The sequence below is a fragment of the uncultured Streptococcus sp. genome, from assembly GCF_963525625.1.
In the GTDB taxonomy this organism is placed as follows: Bacteria; Bacillota; Bacilli; order Lactobacillales; family Streptococcaceae; genus Streptococcus.
Map to the genome: position 1 here is coordinate 114,684 of NZ_CAURLD010000001.1, position 16,511 is coordinate 131,194.

15 protein-coding genes are annotated in these 16,511 nt (G+C 45.3%); 11 read left to right on the forward strand and 4 right to left on the reverse strand.

The window, feature by feature from the left end:
- On the reverse strand, positions 1-720 hold the full coding sequence (locus RYK49_RS00550) for a metal ABC transporter ATP-binding protein (protein WP_032913328.1): 720 nt from the start codon (positions 718-720) through the stop codon (positions 1-3).
- Positions 721-869: 149 nt separating this feature from the next.
- Between RYK49_RS00550 and RYK49_RS00555 the strand changes: the two genes are divergently transcribed.
- Together RYK49_RS00555 and RYK49_RS00560 are read left to right on the forward strand one after the other, a co-directional pair.
- On the forward strand, positions 870-2,762 hold the full coding sequence (locus tag RYK49_RS00555) for a M13-type metalloendopeptidase (RefSeq protein ID WP_314864565.1): 1,893 nt from the start codon (positions 870-872) through the stop codon (positions 2,760-2,762).
- A gap of 233 nt (positions 2,763-2,995) precedes the next feature.
- Positions 2,996-3,892 (forward strand): PEP phosphonomutase, encoded by an 897-nt coding sequence (locus RYK49_RS00560; RefSeq protein ID WP_002918209.1) that lies wholly within the window; start codon positions 2,996-2,998, stop codon positions 3,890-3,892.
- Positions 3,893-3,978: 86 nt separating this feature from the next.
- Here the strand turns inward: RYK49_RS00560 and RYK49_RS00565 are convergent, their stop codons facing one another.
- The gene (locus RYK49_RS00565; RefSeq protein ID WP_125408758.1) at positions 3,979-5,175 is read right to left on the reverse strand and encodes an ROK family protein; all 1,197 of its coding nucleotides are present in this window, start codon (positions 5,173-5,175) and stop codon (positions 3,979-3,981) included.
- Positions 5,176-5,379: 204 nt separating this feature from the next.
- Here RYK49_RS00565 and RYK49_RS00570 point away from each other — a divergent pair, with 204 nt between their 5' ends.
- The 6 genes from RYK49_RS00570 to RYK49_RS00595 all read left to right on the forward strand — a co-directional run bounded on the left by RYK49_RS00570 (position 5,380) and on the right by RYK49_RS00595 (position 11,642).
- Positions 5,380-5,697: a PTS sugar transporter subunit IIB gene (locus RYK49_RS00570; protein WP_081107570.1), complete on the forward strand. Its 318-nt coding sequence runs from the start codon at positions 5,380-5,382 to the stop codon at positions 5,695-5,697.
- A gap of 8 nt (positions 5,698-5,705) precedes the next feature.
- Positions 5,706-6,023, forward strand: coding sequence for a PTS lactose/cellobiose transporter subunit IIA (locus tag RYK49_RS00575; RefSeq protein ID WP_002914454.1), 318 nt, complete (start codon positions 5,706-5,708; stop codon positions 6,021-6,023).
- A gap of 5 nt (positions 6,024-6,028) precedes the next feature.
- A complete protein-coding gene (locus tag RYK49_RS00580; RefSeq protein WP_314864573.1) occupies positions 6,029-7,390 on the forward strand; it encodes a PTS transporter subunit EIIC in 1,362 nt (453 codons plus the stop codon).
- Entirely contained in the window at positions 7,391-9,169 is a 1,779-nt protein-coding gene (locus RYK49_RS00585) for a beta-galactosidase (RefSeq protein ID WP_314830646.1), read from the forward strand.
- Positions 9,170-9,178: 9 nt separating this feature from the next.
- Complete coding sequence (locus RYK49_RS00590; protein ID WP_314830647.1) at positions 9,179-10,108, forward strand: aldo/keto reductase; 930 nt, start codon at positions 9,179-9,181, stop codon at positions 10,106-10,108.
- A gap of 118 nt (positions 10,109-10,226) precedes the next feature.
- Positions 10,227-11,642, forward strand: coding sequence for an LPXTG cell wall anchor domain-containing protein (locus RYK49_RS00595; RefSeq protein ID WP_314830648.1), 1,416 nt, complete (start codon positions 10,227-10,229; stop codon positions 11,640-11,642).
- Positions 11,643-11,691: 49 nt separating this feature from the next.
- On the opposite strand, the gene RYK49_RS00600 is transcribed toward RYK49_RS00595, so the two are convergent.
- The gene (locus RYK49_RS00600) at positions 11,692-12,672 is read right to left on the reverse strand and encodes an NERD domain-containing protein (protein WP_314830649.1); all 981 of its coding nucleotides are present in this window, start codon (positions 12,670-12,672) and stop codon (positions 11,692-11,694) included.
- Between the two features lie 210 nt (positions 12,673-12,882).
- Between RYK49_RS00600 and RYK49_RS00605 the strand changes: the two genes are divergently transcribed.
- Positions 12,883-13,752, forward strand: coding sequence for a glycosyltransferase family 2 protein (locus tag RYK49_RS00605; RefSeq protein ID WP_314830650.1), 870 nt, complete (start codon positions 12,883-12,885; stop codon positions 13,750-13,752).
- A 71-nt stretch (positions 13,753-13,823) separates the two neighbouring features.
- Here the strand turns inward: RYK49_RS00605 and RYK49_RS00610 are convergent, their stop codons facing one another.
- Positions 13,824-14,600: a glycyl-radical enzyme activating protein gene (locus RYK49_RS00610; protein WP_314830651.1), complete on the reverse strand. Its 777-nt coding sequence runs from the start codon at positions 14,598-14,600 to the stop codon at positions 13,824-13,826.
- A 124-nt stretch (positions 14,601-14,724) separates the two neighbouring features.
- On the opposite strand from RYK49_RS00610, the gene RYK49_RS00615 reads away from it, so the two are divergent.
- Entirely contained in the window at positions 14,725-15,468 is a 744-nt protein-coding gene (locus RYK49_RS00615; RefSeq protein ID WP_314830652.1) for a DeoR/GlpR family DNA-binding transcription regulator, read from the forward strand.
- A gap of 16 nt (positions 15,469-15,484) precedes the next feature.
- Positions 15,485-16,456, forward strand: coding sequence for a sugar-binding transcriptional regulator (locus tag RYK49_RS00620; protein ID WP_314864576.1), 972 nt, complete (start codon positions 15,485-15,487; stop codon positions 16,454-16,456).
- Positions 16,457-16,511 lie beyond the last annotated feature (55 nt).

Sequence of the window (16,511 nt, forward strand, 5' to 3'; positions counted from 1 at the left end):
CTAGGCACCTCCATTCATAAAGAGCTGGGAGCCGTAAGTCTTTTTCATATTGTCCTTGGTAAAGCTGGTCTCGGTAGGACCGAAGGCAATCAGCTTACGATTGAGCAGGATGACCCGATCAAAATAATCAACCACCTTACTCAGGTCATGATGGACAATCAGGATAATCTTGCCTGCGGCTTTGAGACTGCGCAGGGTAGACATGATAATCTCTTCGCTGACAGAGTCAATCCCGACGAAGGGCTCGTCCAAAAAGATACAATCCGCTTCTTGAACCAAGCAGCGAGCAATCAAGACCCGCTGAAATTGCCCGCCGGACAGCTGGCTAATCTGACGCTCTGCCAAGTCTTCTAAACCGACAATTTTCAATGCCTCAGCCACCTTGTTCCAATGGGAACTCTTTAGCCCCTGAAAAATCTTGAGCTGAGGGTAAAGCCCCAAAGAGACACACTCTTTGACTTTGATAGGAAAATGATAATCAATATTAATCTTTTGCTCTACGTAGGCGACCCTCTGGAGAGAGTTTTGCAGCGGCTTTTGATCCAGCAGAGTCTGGCCTTGGTGGTCAATAATCCCTAGCATGCCCTTGAGCAGGGTGGATTTTCCGGCTCCGTTAGGACCAATAATCCCAGTAATGGTTGGCTCCTTAATGGTTAATGAAAGGGGCTCAAGAGCCAGCGTATCCTGATAGCTGACAGTCAAATCTTTAATCGTAATCATCTCATACACCTCTATGGTTTTAATATACATTAAAACAAAAATTAAGTCAAGTTAATTTTTAGTAAATTTTTAAAATTAATATAAGAAATGTTTGAAAAAAGAAGTGGATTTTGATAAGGTTATATCAAAAGCATGAAAGTGAGAAGAAGATGACACGACTACAAGATGATTTCTATGATGCGGTTAATGGTGAGTGGGCCAAGACGGCGGTTATTCCTGATGATAAGCCAGTGACGGGCGGCTTCATGGATTTGGCAGATGAGATTGAGGAACTTATGCTCGCAACGACCGACAAATGGCTGGCTGGAGATGGAGTGCCAGAAGATGCCATTCTGCAGAACTTTGTTGCTTACCATCGCTTGGCAGCGGATTATGATAAACGGGAAGCGGCTGGTATTGAGCCTGCGCGTGCTTACATTGATGAAATTCGCAACCTAGCGTCTTTTGAAGACTATGCTTCTAAGATTGCTGATTTTGAGCTGGCTGGCAAGCCGACTTATTTCCCCTTTGGTGTGGCGCCTGACTTTATGGATGCCCGTATCAATGTTCTCTGGGCAGACGGACCGGGAACCATTTTGCCAGACACGACCTACTATGCTGAGGACCATCCGCAGAAGGCTGACCTGCTTGCAAAATGGCGCAAGGCTCAGGAAGATTTGCTGGCAAAATTTGACTTTGCAGAAGAGGAAATCAAGGATCTTTTGGATAAGGTCTTGGAGTTGGATGCTGTTTTTGCTCAGTATGTTCTGTCTAGTGAAGAAAGCTCTGAGTATGCTAAGCTCTACCATCCTTATAAGTGGGAAGATTTCAAAGCCTTGGTGCCGGAGTTGCCTTTGGCGGATATTTTCACCAAGTTGATCGGTCAAGAACCCGACCAAGTTATTGTTCCTGAGGAACGCTTCTGGAAAGCAGCTAAGGATATCTATACAGCCGCTAACTGGGACAAACTCCATGCTCTGCTGATTCTCTCTGCGGTCCGCAATACAACCCCTTATCTAACGGATGATATCCGTGTCTTGGCAGGAGCTTATCATCGTGCTCTATCAGGGACTCCTCAGGCTCAGGACAAGAAAAAAGCAGCCTTTTACCTGGCCCAAGGTCCCTTTAATCAAGCTGTCGGTCTTTGGTATGCTGGTCAAAAGTTCTCACCAGAAGCCAAGGCTGATGTGGAGCAGAAAGTGGCGACGATGATTGAAGTTTACAAAAACCGCCTGGCCCAGAATGACTGGCTGACACCAGAAACTCGGGACAAGGCTATTGTCAAACTCAATGTCATCAAGCCTTATATTGGCTATCCTGACGAGCTGCCTGAGCGTTATTCTCGGAAGGTCGTCGATGAAAAGCTGACTCTCTTTGAAAATGCTCAGAAGCTGAGCCAGATTGATATTGCTTACAGCTGGAGCAAATGGAATCAACCGGTAGATTACAAGGAATGGGGAATGCCAGCCCATATGGTCAATGCCTACTATAATCCGCAGAAAAACCTGATTGTCTTTCCAGCGGCTATCCTGCAGGCGCCTTTCTATGACTTGCACCAATCCTCATCAGCTAATTACGGTGGTATCGGGGCGGTCATTGCCCATGAGATTTCTCATGCTTTTGATACCAACGGCGCTTCCTTTGATGAAAATGGCAGTCTTAATAATTGGTGGACGGAGCACGACTACCAAGCCTTCACCGAGCGGACTCAAAAGGTCATTGACCAGTTCGAAGGCCAGGATTCCTATGGTGCTAAGGTCAACGGCAAGCTGACCGTTTCAGAAAATGTGGCAGATCTGGGCGGCATTGCAGCAGCTCTAGAAGCAGCCAAGAAAGAAGCGGATTTCTCTGCTGAGGAATTCTTTACCAACTTTGCCCGTATCTGGCGAATGAAGGGACGCGAAGAGTATATGAAGCTTCTGGCAAGCGTTGATGTCCATGCGCCAGCCAAACTTCGGACCAATGTGCAGCTGCCAAACTTTGACGACTTCTTTACAACCTTTGATGTGAAAGAGGGAGACGGCATGTGGCGGAGCCCAGAAGAGCGGGTGGTCATCTGGTGATGCAGAGATAAGAGTACTTATCGAATCCTGCTCAAATCAAAAATAATCGAGTTCGTTTCAATAGTCTGCTTTTGTTTGTGAAAGCAGACTATTTTGTCAAAGAAATTATAAAGCGTTTACATTTCTATGACCTTGTGCTATACTGTAGTTGATAACAAAAAACAAACAAAATATCCAAATAGAATAGATTTCAAAGTGTTTATTAATGAATAATAAAGAAAAGAGATGTTCTTATGGTAAAACGATTCATTAGTTCAAATGCTTCAGAAATTTTAAGTATGACTGCGCCGGAGCTGAAACAGAGTATCAAGGCCAGTGAGGGCCGCGTTATCCTGTCTGAAAACGTAGCTTTTAAAGAATCTTATATCGGTGATGTGACCAATGCAGAGATTGCTCGGTCTTTTGGTGCTGACTTGATTTTGCTGAATGGGATTGATATCTTCCAGCCTTTTGTAGCTGGTCTGGACGCCAAAGAAGATTTTATTGAGGAACTGCACCGCTTGGTTGGCCGTCCTATCGGTATCAATCTAGAGCCGGTGGACAGTCAGGCCCAGATGGCAGGAGAACGCCTGATTATTGATGAGGGGCGTCAGGCTAGTCTAGCGACCATTCAGCGAGCAGAAGAGTTGGGCGTTGACTTTATCTGCCTGACGGGTAATCCGGGAACTGGTGTCACCAATCAAGCCATTATTGACACCATTCGAGTGGTCAAGGAGAATTTTTCAGGCCTCCTGATTGCAGGCAAAATGCATGCTTCGGGTGTGGATGAGCCGGTAGCAGACCTAGAAGCAATCGCTCAATTTATCGAAGCTGGTGTTGATATTGTCCTAGCACCGGCAGTCGGCAGTGTGCCAGGCTTTGATGAGCAGGACTTGAAGCAGATTGTCCGCCTGGCCCATCAAAAGGGGGCTCTGGTTATGAGTGCGATCGGTACCAGCCAAGAGAGTGCTGATGAAGATATTGTCAAGCAAATGGCTATCCGTAACAAAATCTGCGGTGTAGATATCCAGCATATCGGAGATTCCGGCTATGGCTGTCTGGCTCCGGTTGAAAATATCTTTGCCATGAGCAAGGCTCTCAGAGGACAGCGCCACACCATTTCCATGATTTCACGTTCGATTAATAGATAGTAAAATGAGACAGGCTTTTAGGGGTAAGCTCCTAGAAAGCCTGTCTCTATTTTTTATAAAAAAGACCGAGATTCTTGCCTCGGCTTTTATAGGTTTCCTTTTTTATCTAAAAATTCATGATAGACACAGAGGCTGACTGCAGAGCGGGCAATACTGTATTTAGAGTAGGGGATAATAACAATCTCCGCTTGTTTTTGCTTTGGAAAGAGAGGGACTTCCTGCTCTAACTGAGCCAGAACCTGCTCGGCAATAACTGGATAAGAGAAGAGCTGGCCGTCCAGATAAATCCTTTCGCTATCAATAAGCTGGCAGAGATTGGAAATGGAAATGGCCAGATAGCGGCAGGCAGTATGAATCAACTCAATGCTGCCCAAGTCTCCTAAGCGATAGGCAGTCATCAAACTTGTCAAATCAATGTCATTCACGTCCTCTACAAGGGTCTTTAAGAGCGAGGTCTGGGAAGCCCGATACAGGATAGCTGCTTTATCAATCAGAGCACTCTCGCTGGCATAAACCTGCAGGCAGCCGTGCTTGCCGCAAGGACAGCGCTCGCCTTCAGGATTGATGACGGTATGCCCCACCTCCCCGATAAGATAATTCTCCTGACTGTAAATACTGCCCTTGTACATGTAGGAGCAATGAATACCTCTAGCGACATGATAGACGATAAAATTACTGTCTGTAGGATGATAGCTAAAGAGGCGTTCAGCCATTGTCAAACAGTGGGACTTATTGGCAAAGTAGACAGGAAGGTCAAAGGCTTCTTGAATAGTCTGCAGGTTAATCTGTCCCCAGTGGGGATTTTTAGAAATGATAAAATCACTTTCAGAGAGATTCACATGTCCCGGCAGCCCGAGGGCAATCGCTGAGATGGAGTGTTTGCTATTCTTTTTCAGAAAATCTTGAATCAGCCGGATAATTTCCTGGTCAGACGGGCCACCTGTCACCTCGACCTGATAAGTCCGAATATTGCTTTCTACAATCTCACCGGTATTATCAGCGATGACCATAGCCAGCTGTTTTTCAGAAATCTCAAAGCCCAGATAGTAGCGGCTATGAGGCGCAATATCCAGTAGAGTTTTTTTGCGGCCTACACTCTCATCATTGAGCTCGCCCAGCTCCAGTACCAAGCCTTCCTTGATCAGTTCATTGATGATACTGCCAGTCGTGGCTGGTGTAATCTGAGTTTCTTTTGAAATATCAATCCGAGAAATCGGTCGTTTGGCATAGAGCTGATCCAGGACAGTTGCCCTTAGCTCGTTTTGTTTTCTAGTTCGTGTCATCTTGTTTCCTCTGCTGCTATACTATCAAAAAAAGCTATAAATCTCAAATGTAAGCGTTGACATAGTACAAAAAAATAGTTATAATGTTTATAGAATATTAATAACATAGTGAAAAATATTCTGTTTTCGGATTTTTGTTTATATATTGAAAATAAATAGCAAGCGTCGTTGCAGGCTAGGTCAGATTCATAAAGGAGGATGCTGATGGAAACAAAACAAATTATGTTAGTCTGTGCGGCTGGGATGAGCACCAGTCTCATGGTCAATAAAATGCAGAAAGCTGCAGAGGAGCGCGGCTTGGCTGCGACGATATTTGCGGTGCCAGTATCAGAAGCAGAAGACTATCTAAACGAGAAAAAGGTTGATGTCCTTTTGCTGGGGCCTCAGGTCCGCTATCTGTTGGAGGATTTGCAGGAAAAATTAGCTTCAAAAGGTATTCCGGTCGATGTTATCCCTATGACGGACTACGGAATGATGAAGGGGGATAAGGTCCTGGATCTGGCAGAGTCGCTCATGAAGTAGGTACTTTTATGGAAAATAAAGATTCCTTAGAGGTCGCTATGACCCTCATTATGTATGGCGGAGAGGCCAAGTCTTGTGCTATTGAAGCCATTGCAGCAGCTAAAAAGCAGGACTTTGACCGGGCTCAGGAGAGGCTGAGTCAGGCTCAGAAGGCCCTGCTGCAAGCCCATCACGCTCAGGCTGAAATGCTGACCAAGGAGGCACAAGGAGAGAAGACAGAACTTAGTTTATTTATGGTGCATGGGCAGGATCATCTCATGACCAGTATCGCCTTTGTTGATTTGGCAAAGGAGATTGTTGATTTGCATAAAAAATTTGATGAATAGGAGAAATGCAGATGAGTAGTTTGGTTGATAAATGGCAAGCGCGTCTCATGCCTATTGCCAATAAAATCGGCAACCAAAAATTTCTGGTTGCCCTGCGGGATTCCTTTATTGGAACCATGCCTGTGATTATGACGGGCTCTTTCGCCCTCATGGTAAATGCCTTTCTATCTGACTTGCCAGGACAGTTCGGCTGGATCTGGATTTCATCTACCTTCCAGTGGCTGATTGATATTAACTGGCTGGTATTTAAGGGCAGTATTCCTATCGTTACCCTCTTATTCCTCTTTACCTTCGGGGTCAATATCGCTAAGATTTACAATACTGATAAGGTGTCTGCTGGTCTGGTAGCTGTGGCTTCCTACATCATTACCATTGGTGGCTCAGTCACTAAAACCTTTGAGTTGGCTGGCAAAATACCAGGGCTGAGCAAGGCAATTTCAAAACTTCCAGAGCTAAAACTTGACGGCAGTGACCTGTCTGTGACGATTAACAGTGTCATTCCAGGTGACCAGATCAGTGCGCGTGGTTATTTTACTGCCATTCTGATTGGTTTTGTGTCTGTCATTATCTTCTGTAAGGTTATGAATCGTAACTGGACGATCAAGCTTCCAGATTCTGTTCCACCAGCTATCATGAAGCCCTTCCTGTCTATCATTCCAGCTGCGATTGCCATGTATGTCGTGGGAATTGCGACCTATCTCTTTAATCTGGTGACAGGCGAGCTCTTGATTGACTGGATTTACAAGATTCTTCAGGCGCCGCTTCTCAGCTTGTCTCAAAGCTTCTGGGCTGTGCTGCTCATTGTCTTTCTCAATAAGATTTTCTGGTTCTTCGGACTGCACGGCGGTAATGTGCTGGCGCCAGTTATGGCCAGTCTCTTTGGTGTGACCATGCTGGCTAATCTAGAAGCTTATCAGGCTGGGCAAGCGATTCCTTACATGTGGACGGATAATTCTTTTGGTGCTTTTGTCTGGTTTGATGCGATTGGGGTTGCCATTGCCATTCTCTGGCAATCTCGGAACAAGCACTATCGCGAAGTGGCCAAGTTGGGAATTTTCCCAATGGTCTTCAACATCGGTGAGCCGGTCATGTATGGTCTGCCAATCGTTTTGAATCCAATTATGTTTATTCCATACGTCCTGACTCCAATGGTCATGGTAACAGTAGCCTACTTTGCAACCTCTATGGGCTTGGTTGCGCCGGTTACTCAAAACGTTACTTGGGTAATGCCGCCGATTCTCTACGGTTTCTTTGCGACAGCCTTCGACTGGCGGGCAATTATTCTTTCGCTAGTTAACATCGCTATTTCGACCGCTATATATCTGCCCTTTGTCAAGATGGCAGATAAACAGGAGGAGCTTGGATAGATGGCAAAATTTGAAATTAAAGAAGAATTTTACCTGGATGGCAAACCTTTTAAGATTTTATCGGGAGCTATTCAGTATTTCCGGCTTCATCCAGACCAGTGGCGAGATACCCTTTACAATCTCAAAGCTCTAGGCTTTAATACGGTAGAAACCTATATTCCTTGGGCATTGCATGAGCCTCAGGAAGGACAGTTTCAGGCAGAGGGCATGCTGGATTTTGAAGCATACTTCAAGTTGGTTGAGGAGATGGGGCTTTATCTCATTGTCCGTCCGACGCCTTACATCTGTGCAGAGTTTGACTTTGGCGGCCTGCCGGCCTGGCTCTTGAGATATCCTTCGATGCGCCTGCGGGTCAATCATCCGCTTTTTCTGGAAAAGGTCAGTCATTTCTATGACTGGCTCTTTCCCAAGCTTTTGCCCTATCAGAGTGATCAAGGCGGCCCTATCCTCATGATGCAGGTGGAAAATGAATACGGGTCTTATGCCGAGGACAAGGCCTACATGCGCAGCATTGCACAGATGATGAAGGTACGTGGCGTTACGGTTCCCCTCTTTACCTCTGACGGGACATGGATAGAGGCTTTGGAGTCTGGAACCTTGATTGAGGATGATATTTTTGTGACGGGGAATTTTGGCTCCCAACCCAAAGAAAATACAGACAATCTACGAGCTTTCATGGAGCGCTATGGCAAGAAATGGCCTCTTATGTGTACTGAGTTTTGGGACGGCTGGTTTAGCCGCTGGAGCGAGGAAATCGTTCGGCGAGAGGCAGAAGATTTGGCTCAGGATGTCAAAGAAATGCTGCAGCTGGGCAGCATGAATCTCTTCCTATTGAGAGGTGGGACAAACTTTGGCTTTATCAGTGGCTGTTCAGCTCGAAAGACCAAGGATTTGCCACAGATTACCTCCTATGATTTTGACGCACCCATTACTGAGTGGGGGCAGCCGACCGAGAAATACTACGCTGTTCAGCGGGTGACCCACGAGGTCTTTCCAGAGCTTGAGCAGATGGAGCCTATTAGCCGACAGGCTAAGGCCTATGGCAGTTTTCCACTGCTTGGTACTGCAAGCCTGCTAGATGTGGCAGCGGATATCACAGAGGAAATTCTGCTGGATTATCCGCAGCCTATGGAGCAGATTGGGCAGAATCATGGTTATATCCTCTACCGTTCCGATATCAAAAATCAATACCATGAGGAAAGGCTCAAGGCATTGGAGACTCATGACCGCTGTCATTTCTATATCAATCAGGAGCACCTAGCTACCCAGTATCGGGAAGAAATCGGTGATGAGATGCTCTTCTCAGCTGATACCAAGCGAATTCAGATTGATGTGCTGGTGGAAAATATGGGACGGGTCAACTATGGTTACAAGCTGGGCGCACCCAGTCAATCCAAGGGAGTCAAGGGTGGTATCATGATTAACCACCAGTTCCGCAAGGGTTGGAAGCATTATGCGCTCAAGTTTGACCGGGAAATGCTGGCCAAGCTAGACTGCTACTCAGCTCCACCGGAAAGAGTCAAGGCACCGACCTTCTATCGCTTTGAAGCAGAGTTAGATGATATCGCTGATACCTTCATTGACTGCTCTAAGTATGGGAAGGGCTGTATTTCGGTCAACGGCTTCAACCTTGGCCGCTACTGGAATGAAGGGCCAATTCACTATCTCTATGTGCCGTCTGGCTTGCTTAAGGAAAAGAATGAATTTATCGTCTTTGAAACTGAAAATGTCAAGATTGAAGAGTTGACCTTGCTTGACCATCCAGTCTATAAGAAATGAGGTGTTGCGATGAAATATATAACAGTCGGGAATGAACTGGAGGGAGCCAGTCAGCTGATTTTGGGCTGCATGCGATTGGCAGAACACAATCCTGAAGAGGTCGTTTCCGTTCTTGAAACAGCCATAGAAGTGGGAATTAATTTCTTTGACCACTCAGATGTTTATGCTGGCGGGCAGTCTGAAACCAAGTTTGCGCAGGCTCTTCGCTCGGCTAAGATTCCTCGGGACCAAGTTCTCATCCAGTCCAAGTGCGGACTGAGGGATGTTCACACCAACTACCATTTTGACTTTTCTAAGGATTATATCATCAACTCGGTTGAAGGCAGCTTGGAGCGCTTGCAGACAGACTATCTGGATGTGCTCCTCCTGCACCGGCCAGATGCTCTTGTAGAGCCAGAAGAGGTGGCTGAAGCTTTCTCACAGCTGCACCAAGCTGGGAAGGTCCGCTATTTCGGAGTCAGTAATCAAAATCCTTATCAGATCGAGCTGCTGCAGAAAAGTGTGGAGCAGCCCTTGATTGCTAACCAACTGCAGTTTGGCCCAGCCCATACTCCGATGCTGGATGCTGGGCTCAATGCCAATATGCTCAATCCTTTGGCAATCGTCCGGGATGGTAGTGTATTGGACTATTGTCGATTGCATCATATCACGATTCAGCCTTGGTCACCATTTCAGGTTGACTTGAACCAGGGACTTTTTATGGAGCATCCTAAATATGCTCAGCTTACAGAAACTCTGCATGCCTTTGCGTCAGAATATCAAGTTTCCTTTGAAGCCTTAGTTCTTGCCTGGATTTTGCGCCATCCGGCACAAATGCAGCCGATTGTTGGCTCTATGAATCCGCAGCGAATTCGCTCAATGGTGGCTGCTTTTGATATTGAGTTATCTCGGGCTGACTGGTATAAGATATACAAGAGCGCGGGGAATCCTCTACCCTAAGCTTGTTTTTGCAGGGAGATTATTTGTTATTCAGAGTCAATGAAGGCTAAGAGCAATGAATCAGTCTGCTTGTTTCATTGATTAAGCTAGATTCTGTACCTTATGAAAGGAGAATGATATGAATAATAAGTTTTCTTGGCAAGGCCTAACAAAATCTGCTTCTGCTGCCAAGTATGGGAGCGGCTTGCTGCTATGTGTTTCCCTCTTGTCCTTAGCAGCTTTGACAGCTGTATCAAGAGTTGAAGCAGAAGATGTTGCGCCTGCCCCTGCCGCAGTAGCTGAAACGTCGGCTTCTCCAGCAGCCCAAGCAAGTCCTGAGGTTGAAAATCCAGCTGTGGCTGAACCCCAAGCAGCTCCTGCAAGTCAGGCTGAATCAGCTGCAGCTGCTAGCGAGTTGCCAGCCAGTCAGGTCATGTCCGATGAGCAGAAGCAGCGCGCCATTGCTCAGATGGGAGCTAATCAAGGGGATGTCTGGGTTTGGTCGGAGGAAAATGTCGTTGAAGAAAATGGGGAGCGTCAAAAGCGCGGTCCTAATGGCGGCCCCGGCCAATTTAATGGCGGAGCCGTTGTCTTAGGCGGCCGTCCGACTTATGACCCCGCAGCTGATTGGTACTACCTAGCTTATAAAGGCGAAGGGATGACCGACGAAGAAGCACAGGCTGTCTTTGACAAGGAACGCGGCAAATGGATGAATGAATTTGATCCTTGGGGCGTTGTGATGGAAATGACGGACAATAAGGCCAGCAATGCTTGGGCGGATATTCGGAACATGCAAGCTTTTGTGCTCCGGAAGGATTCCAATGTCTGGGAGAAAATTGTGGATCACCCTCAAGGGGTTCAATGGGTTTCTCAATTCAAGGGAAATATGTCCAGCAACGTAGGAGATGCCCGGCAGGAAGCCTTGGCTGGCGGGGGAACAGCTATTGAGGTCTTACCTAAGCAGGATCGGGTTGCCCACTGGGGTTCTGATCAGGCTCGTGATATTCCAAGTCCTCAAACCATTCGGGCTGTTCTGGTTTCTGTCGAAGCGCGTATTTCTGAAAAATCTGACCCAGATGCCAAGCTTGGTATTCAAGTTGGCGGTGACTGGAAATTTGCTGAAGAAGTGAGTAAGCCGCTCTGGTATCCAGGAGCTGGTTTGGCTGGTATTCAGCGACTGACCAAGGATTGGGCTCGTTACTATTTTGTAAGCCTCACTGGTATTCAAGATGCAGTCGAAGAAAGGGCCATTTCACAAGAGGAGTTTATGAAGAGTATCGTGCCGCTGGCCGATATGGAGCAAGCCGCCCAAAATCAAGCTCAGCAGCCAACCCCTGCAAAGCCTGATCCAAAGGGTAGCCAAGCGGAAAATCTGACCTACAAAACAAGCGGCAAGACGGGCCCTCAAGCAGCGTCTCAAGAGCTAACTCTTGAGCAATCTTCTTCCAAACAATTGCCTAAAACCGGCAGCCAAAGCAGTCTATTGACCAATCTGCTTGGGCTCGGACTCTTAGGACTGGGTGCAGGCTTCCTTGGCCTAAAGAAAAAATCTTAGTTTTGCAAGCTAGAGGAAAAATAATCTACAAAAAAAGCAACAGCAGATTCTAGCTGTTGCTTTGTGTTTGGTTTAGGTTTTGCACGACGGGCTGTCCAAGGTTAGGTGCTTGCGCAACCTGCTCAGCAATCGGACTGCAGACAGGCTCTTGGTATTTTTGAGTAAAGCGGCATCTTGGGAAGTTGGAGCAGCCCCAAAATTTCTGACCGGCCTTAGAACCTTTGGCTGCTGTACGGAGCACCAATCCATGCTGGCAGCGAGGACAGATCTTTTCTGCTTCTCTACGCTGTTTATTCTGAGCAATGCTGTTAATATGGCGCTCTTTGATGACCTGCTTTCGCTTGGTCAAGGGCAGGAGCATACGATAGAGGTCGTCAATCTGCTCGGGCGACAGGCAGACTTGACTTTGGCAGGCCTGCCTGTCAATTGCCCCAATCACTTGCCAGATCTGAATAACCTTATGCCTGTCACTGTTTAGATGGATTTCCTTAAGCTGACAGTCATTGCCAAAGACGATATAGGAATATAGATTTGGCGTGTATTGGTTGAGATAATAGCTGAGCCATTTGAGATGGACTTTATTTTGAATAATGGGATTGAAAAAAGAATGCTTGTAAGATTTTCCGCGTCCACCGGAAAGAACCTGAGTCCAGTATTGCTGATTTTCTGAGCCGAAGATCCAGCCCTTGTAGTTTTTTGACTCAAAAATGTAAATTCCAGATGGATGAATCAGCAGTGCATCAATCTCAGTGGTAGATCCATCTTCTTTGAAAATATAGAGATTGTACAAAATCTTTTTATAGCCATAGAGCTGGTTCAGGACCTGACCAAGCTGGTACTCTCCCTGTTTTCCCTTGTTATATTTGAGTTCCCAAGGGGCAGTCTGGGTTTGCTGGAAATAGTCAGGCTCTGGGCTTTGGCTGGACGACCAATCCGAGTCCGTATCTTCCCTGTCTTCAAGTAGCTTATAACTGATAAAAAAGACGATGCCAAAGACAGCTACAAATGCGACGAAAAAGAATCCAAACATTTCCTAATCTCCCTTAAAATCCCTAATTCGAGTATAGCACAAAATAAAGGACGGAAGATTTTTATAAGTGTAAAAACACAACAATTGAACAATAGGTTAAAATATGTCTAAAAAGATAAAACTATCCTTTAAAAACTTATTTTCCAAAAACACCTCACAACCCTAAAAAATCATGTATAATAAAAAGACAGGAAAAGAATAGGAGTTATCATGTCTCAGGAATTAATCAGTGTTATCATCCCTGTTTACAATGTTGAGCAGTATTTAGCAGAATGTGTGAACAGCGTCTGTCGTCAGACCTATCAAAATCTGGAAATTATTCTAGTCAATGATGGTTCAACAGATGCTTCTGGCCAGATTTGCCAAGAGCTGGCTGACCAGGATGCGAGGATTCGTTTCATTCATCAGGACAATCAAGGCTTGTCCGGTGCCCGCAACACAGGGATTGAGCACTCTAGTGCAGACTATTTGATTTTTGTTGATTCAGATGACTGGCTGCCGGAGCAGCATGTCGCCCGCCTTTATGAAAAGCTCAAGGAGTACGATGCGGACATTGCCATTGGTCACCACTGTAGTTTCCGTGCAGAGGACTCAGCCTTCCTCTACTATTCGACAGAGCATTTTGAAACTCTCTATACGCGAGAAGAGATAATCAAGGAGTACCCTAAACGACGCATGATAGACGGTGTCTTTCTCTGTGCCTGGGCCAAGCTCTATAAGCGTAAGCTTTTTGATACAGTACGCTATCCAGTCGGCCGAGTGGCCGAAGATGCCTTCACGACTTATAAGCTTTATCTTCAGTCAGAGAAGATTATCTATCTCAATGAACCGCTCTATTACTATCGCTTGCGGCCAAATAGTATCTCCATGACTTGGAATGAGCAGTGGTTCCGAGACTTGATTGTAGGTTTTGAGGAGCAGCTAGCCATTCTAGGTAAGCTGGGCTATGACCTGAGCTTCTACTACAAGTACTACACCTTCCTGCTCCAGTATTGTCGCGACAGCGCTGCAGCCGTCGGCATGCAGTCCAGTCTGGTCTATCAGGAAATTGAAAGCAAACTCAAACTATTTGGAGAATAAATAAAACAAGCTACCTTTCAACCATATGGCCGAAAGCGTAGCTTGTTTTTTAGCGTTTTAAAAATTAAAGACTAAAAATAACAATTAATGTCATGCTTCAAAAAGACATCTTGGTATTCAAATAAGTCTTCGGGGTGCAAGGCCTTGACATCCTTCATTGCATACTTTCGGCCGAGTAATTTGTATTTATTTTCGCCAAATTGATGGAAAGGCAGCAGCTGGACTTGATCGATGGATAGTTCATTAAACAGGGTCGCAAACTGCTCCGCATCTTCTAAAGAGTCATTAAAATCTGGAATGACTGGAATGCGCAGAACAATCGTCTTTTGATGAGTAAAGGCGTAGTGGATATTCTGAACAATCAATTCGTTTTTTACTCCAGTCACCTTGCGATGGTTGACAGAGTTATAATGTTTCAGGTCTGTATAGATAAAATCAACGTACTGGATGAGATCCACGAATTTTTCATGTTCTACAAAGGCAGTTGTTTCAATAGCGGTATGAATCCCTTTTTCCTTAGCCGCTTTGAGAATGGCCTTGGCAAATTCAAACTGGGCGAAAATCTCTCCGCCAGATAAGGTTAGGCCACCGCCAGATTCTTCATAAAAATCTCTGTCCTTTAGGACTTCGTTGATAATCTCCTCGACACTTCTTTCCTCCCCCATAGTGATGCTTTTTTTGGTAGTAGCATCCAGCATAGGCTCAGGTCTGAATTGCTGTGATTCTGGATTGGAGCACCAAGGGCAGCGCAGAGGACAGCCCTTGAGGAAAACAGTTGTACGAATCCCTGGTCCATCATGAATACTGAAATGTTGGATGTTGAAAATAATTCCTTTTGTTGTTTCCATACTCAGGCCTCCTTTGGATACAATCATTATAACTTATTTTAGAAAGAAAAACAATTACGAATGAAAGTTATTTTTATTTTATTTTTAAGACGTCTTTTGTTACAATAATAGCAGAGGTGATAGAATGGAACGTTTAGATGAAATTGTTAAATTAGTATCTGAATTTGAACGAATCGATGTCAATACTTTGTCTGACCGCTTAAAAGTGTCCAAAGTAACGATTCGCAAAGACTTGGATAAGCTGGAAACCAAAGGTCTGTTGCGCAGAGAGCATGGCTATGCTGTTTTAAATAGCGGCGATGATCTGAATGTAAGACTTTCCTTTCATTATGATACAAAACGCCGGATTGCCCAGGAAGCAGCAAAAATCGTTCAGGATAATGAAACCATTATGATTGAATCAGGCTCGACCTGTGCCTTACTAGCTGAGGAAATCTGCCGAACGAAGAAGAATGTCAAGATTATTACCAATTCTTATTTTATTGCGGATTATATAAAACAAACTGATTCTTGTAAAATTATCTTACTGGGCGGAGAATTTCAGAAAGATTCGCAGGTGACAGTGGGGCCTCTTCTCAAGGAGATGATTCGCTTTTTTTACGTAGAACATGCGTTTGTTGGAACAGATGGCTATGATGAAAATCTAGGTTTTACAGGCAAGGATTTGATGCGGAGTGAGGTTGTTCAGTATATGTCAGAGGCATCTGACCAGATGATTGTTTTGACGGACTCAAGCAAGTTTACCAGAAAAGGTACAGTTAAGAGATTTGGCTTTAAGCAAATTGCCCAAGTGGTGACAGATAGAGCGATTCCTAAAGAGGCTGTTGAGCGCTTGAAAGCTGCCGATATCAAGCTGACTCTGATCTAGCAGAGAAGGAGATAAGATGAAAAATGAAAGAAAAAAACTATTGGCAAAAATTGCTTATCTCTACTATATCGAAGAAAGAAGCCAGTCTGACATTGCGGCTGAGACAGGGATTTATCGCACCACCATTAGCCGAATGCTGGCAGAAGCTAAAAAAGAGGGCATTGTAAAGATTGAGATTGAAGACTTTGATACCCGCTTGTTCCATTTGGAAAACTATGTAAAAGAAAAATATGGGCTCAAGGGAATCGAAATTGTCAGTAATTTAGTGGATGAATCTCCAGCAGACCTGGAAGAGAGGTTGGCTCAAGCTGCTGCAGGTATGCTGCGCAGCCTGATTAAAGACAATGATAAAGTAGGATTTTCTTGGGGCAAGAGCTTGAGCCTTTTAGTAGAGCACTCCAGCAACAAGCATTTGACAAATGTTCATTTCTTTCCTTTGGCAGGTGGTCCCAGTCATATCCATGCTCGCTATCATGTGAATACCCTCATCTATAGCATGGCTGGAAAATACCATGGGGACTGCCGTTTTATGAATTCCACGATTATTCAGGAGAATGAGCAACTGACAAATGGAATATTGGCTTCTAAATATTTTGAAGATCTGAAAAGCAGCTGGCAGGAGCTGGATGTAGCTGTGGTTGGTATTGGCGGGCAGGTTGACACCAGAAATCGTCAATGGCTGGACATGCTGACCTCAGAGGATTTTCTTGCTCTAGAGAGTCAGGATGCTGTTGGAGAAATCTGCTGTCGCTTCTTTAATAAAAAGGGGGATATGGTCTACCAGCATTTGCAAAATAGAACGATTGCCATCTCTTTGGAAAATTTGAAAAAGGTGCCGCTTAGTTTGGCCTTTGCCTATGGCAGTCAAAAATCTGCTGCTATCTTAGCGGTGTTGCGAGCTGGCTATGTCAATCATTTGGTTACGGATGAAGCGACGATTCTAAAAATGCTTGACTTGGATGGAGATAGGAGTTTCTTCACTTCTTGATAGTAGCGGCATCTCAGGTGCAAGAGATTTCCAAAACTAAATTTAGGAATCCTAT

Coding starts and splice junctions, on each gene's coding strand:
- RYK49_RS00560 (WP_002918209.1), top strand. CDS start 2,996: ATGGTAAAACGATTCATTAGTTCAAATGCTTCAGAAATTTTAAGTATG.
- RYK49_RS00600 (WP_314830649.1), bottom strand. CDS start 12,672: ATGTTTGGATTCTTTTTCGTCGCATTTGTAGCTGTCTTTGGCATCGTC.
- RYK49_RS00590 (WP_314830647.1), top strand. CDS start 9,179: ATGAAATATATAACAGTCGGGAATGAACTGGAGGGAGCCAGTCAGCTG.
- RYK49_RS00550 (WP_032913328.1), bottom strand. CDS start 720: ATGATTACGATTAAAGATTTGACTGTCAGCTATCAGGATACGCTGGCT.
- RYK49_RS00580 (WP_314864573.1), top strand. CDS start 6,029: ATGCAGATGAGTAGTTTGGTTGATAAATGGCAAGCGCGTCTCATGCCT.
- RYK49_RS00585 (WP_314830646.1), top strand. CDS start 7,391: ATGGCAAAATTTGAAATTAAAGAAGAATTTTACCTGGATGGCAAACCT.
- RYK49_RS00605 (WP_314830650.1), top strand. CDS start 12,883: ATGTCTCAGGAATTAATCAGTGTTATCATCCCTGTTTACAATGTTGAG.
- RYK49_RS00565 (WP_125408758.1), bottom strand. CDS start 5,175: ATGACACGAACTAGAAAACAAAACGAGCTAAGGGCAACTGTCCTGGAT.
- RYK49_RS00595 (WP_314830648.1), top strand. CDS start 10,227: ATGAATAATAAGTTTTCTTGGCAAGGCCTAACAAAATCTGCTTCTGCT.
- RYK49_RS00620 (WP_314864576.1), top strand. CDS start 15,485: ATGAAAAATGAAAGAAAAAAACTATTGGCAAAAATTGCTTATCTCTAC.
- RYK49_RS00615 (WP_314830652.1), top strand. CDS start 14,725: ATGGAACGTTTAGATGAAATTGTTAAATTAGTATCTGAATTTGAACGA.
- RYK49_RS00610 (WP_314830651.1), bottom strand. CDS start 14,600: ATGGAAACAACAAAAGGAATTATTTTCAACATCCAACATTTCAGTATT.
- RYK49_RS00575 (WP_002914454.1), top strand. CDS start 5,706: ATGGAAAATAAAGATTCCTTAGAGGTCGCTATGACCCTCATTATGTAT.
- RYK49_RS00570 (WP_081107570.1), top strand. CDS start 5,380: ATGGAAACAAAACAAATTATGTTAGTCTGTGCGGCTGGGATGAGCACC.
- RYK49_RS00555 (WP_314864565.1), top strand. CDS start 870: ATGACACGACTACAAGATGATTTCTATGATGCGGTTAATGGTGAGTGG.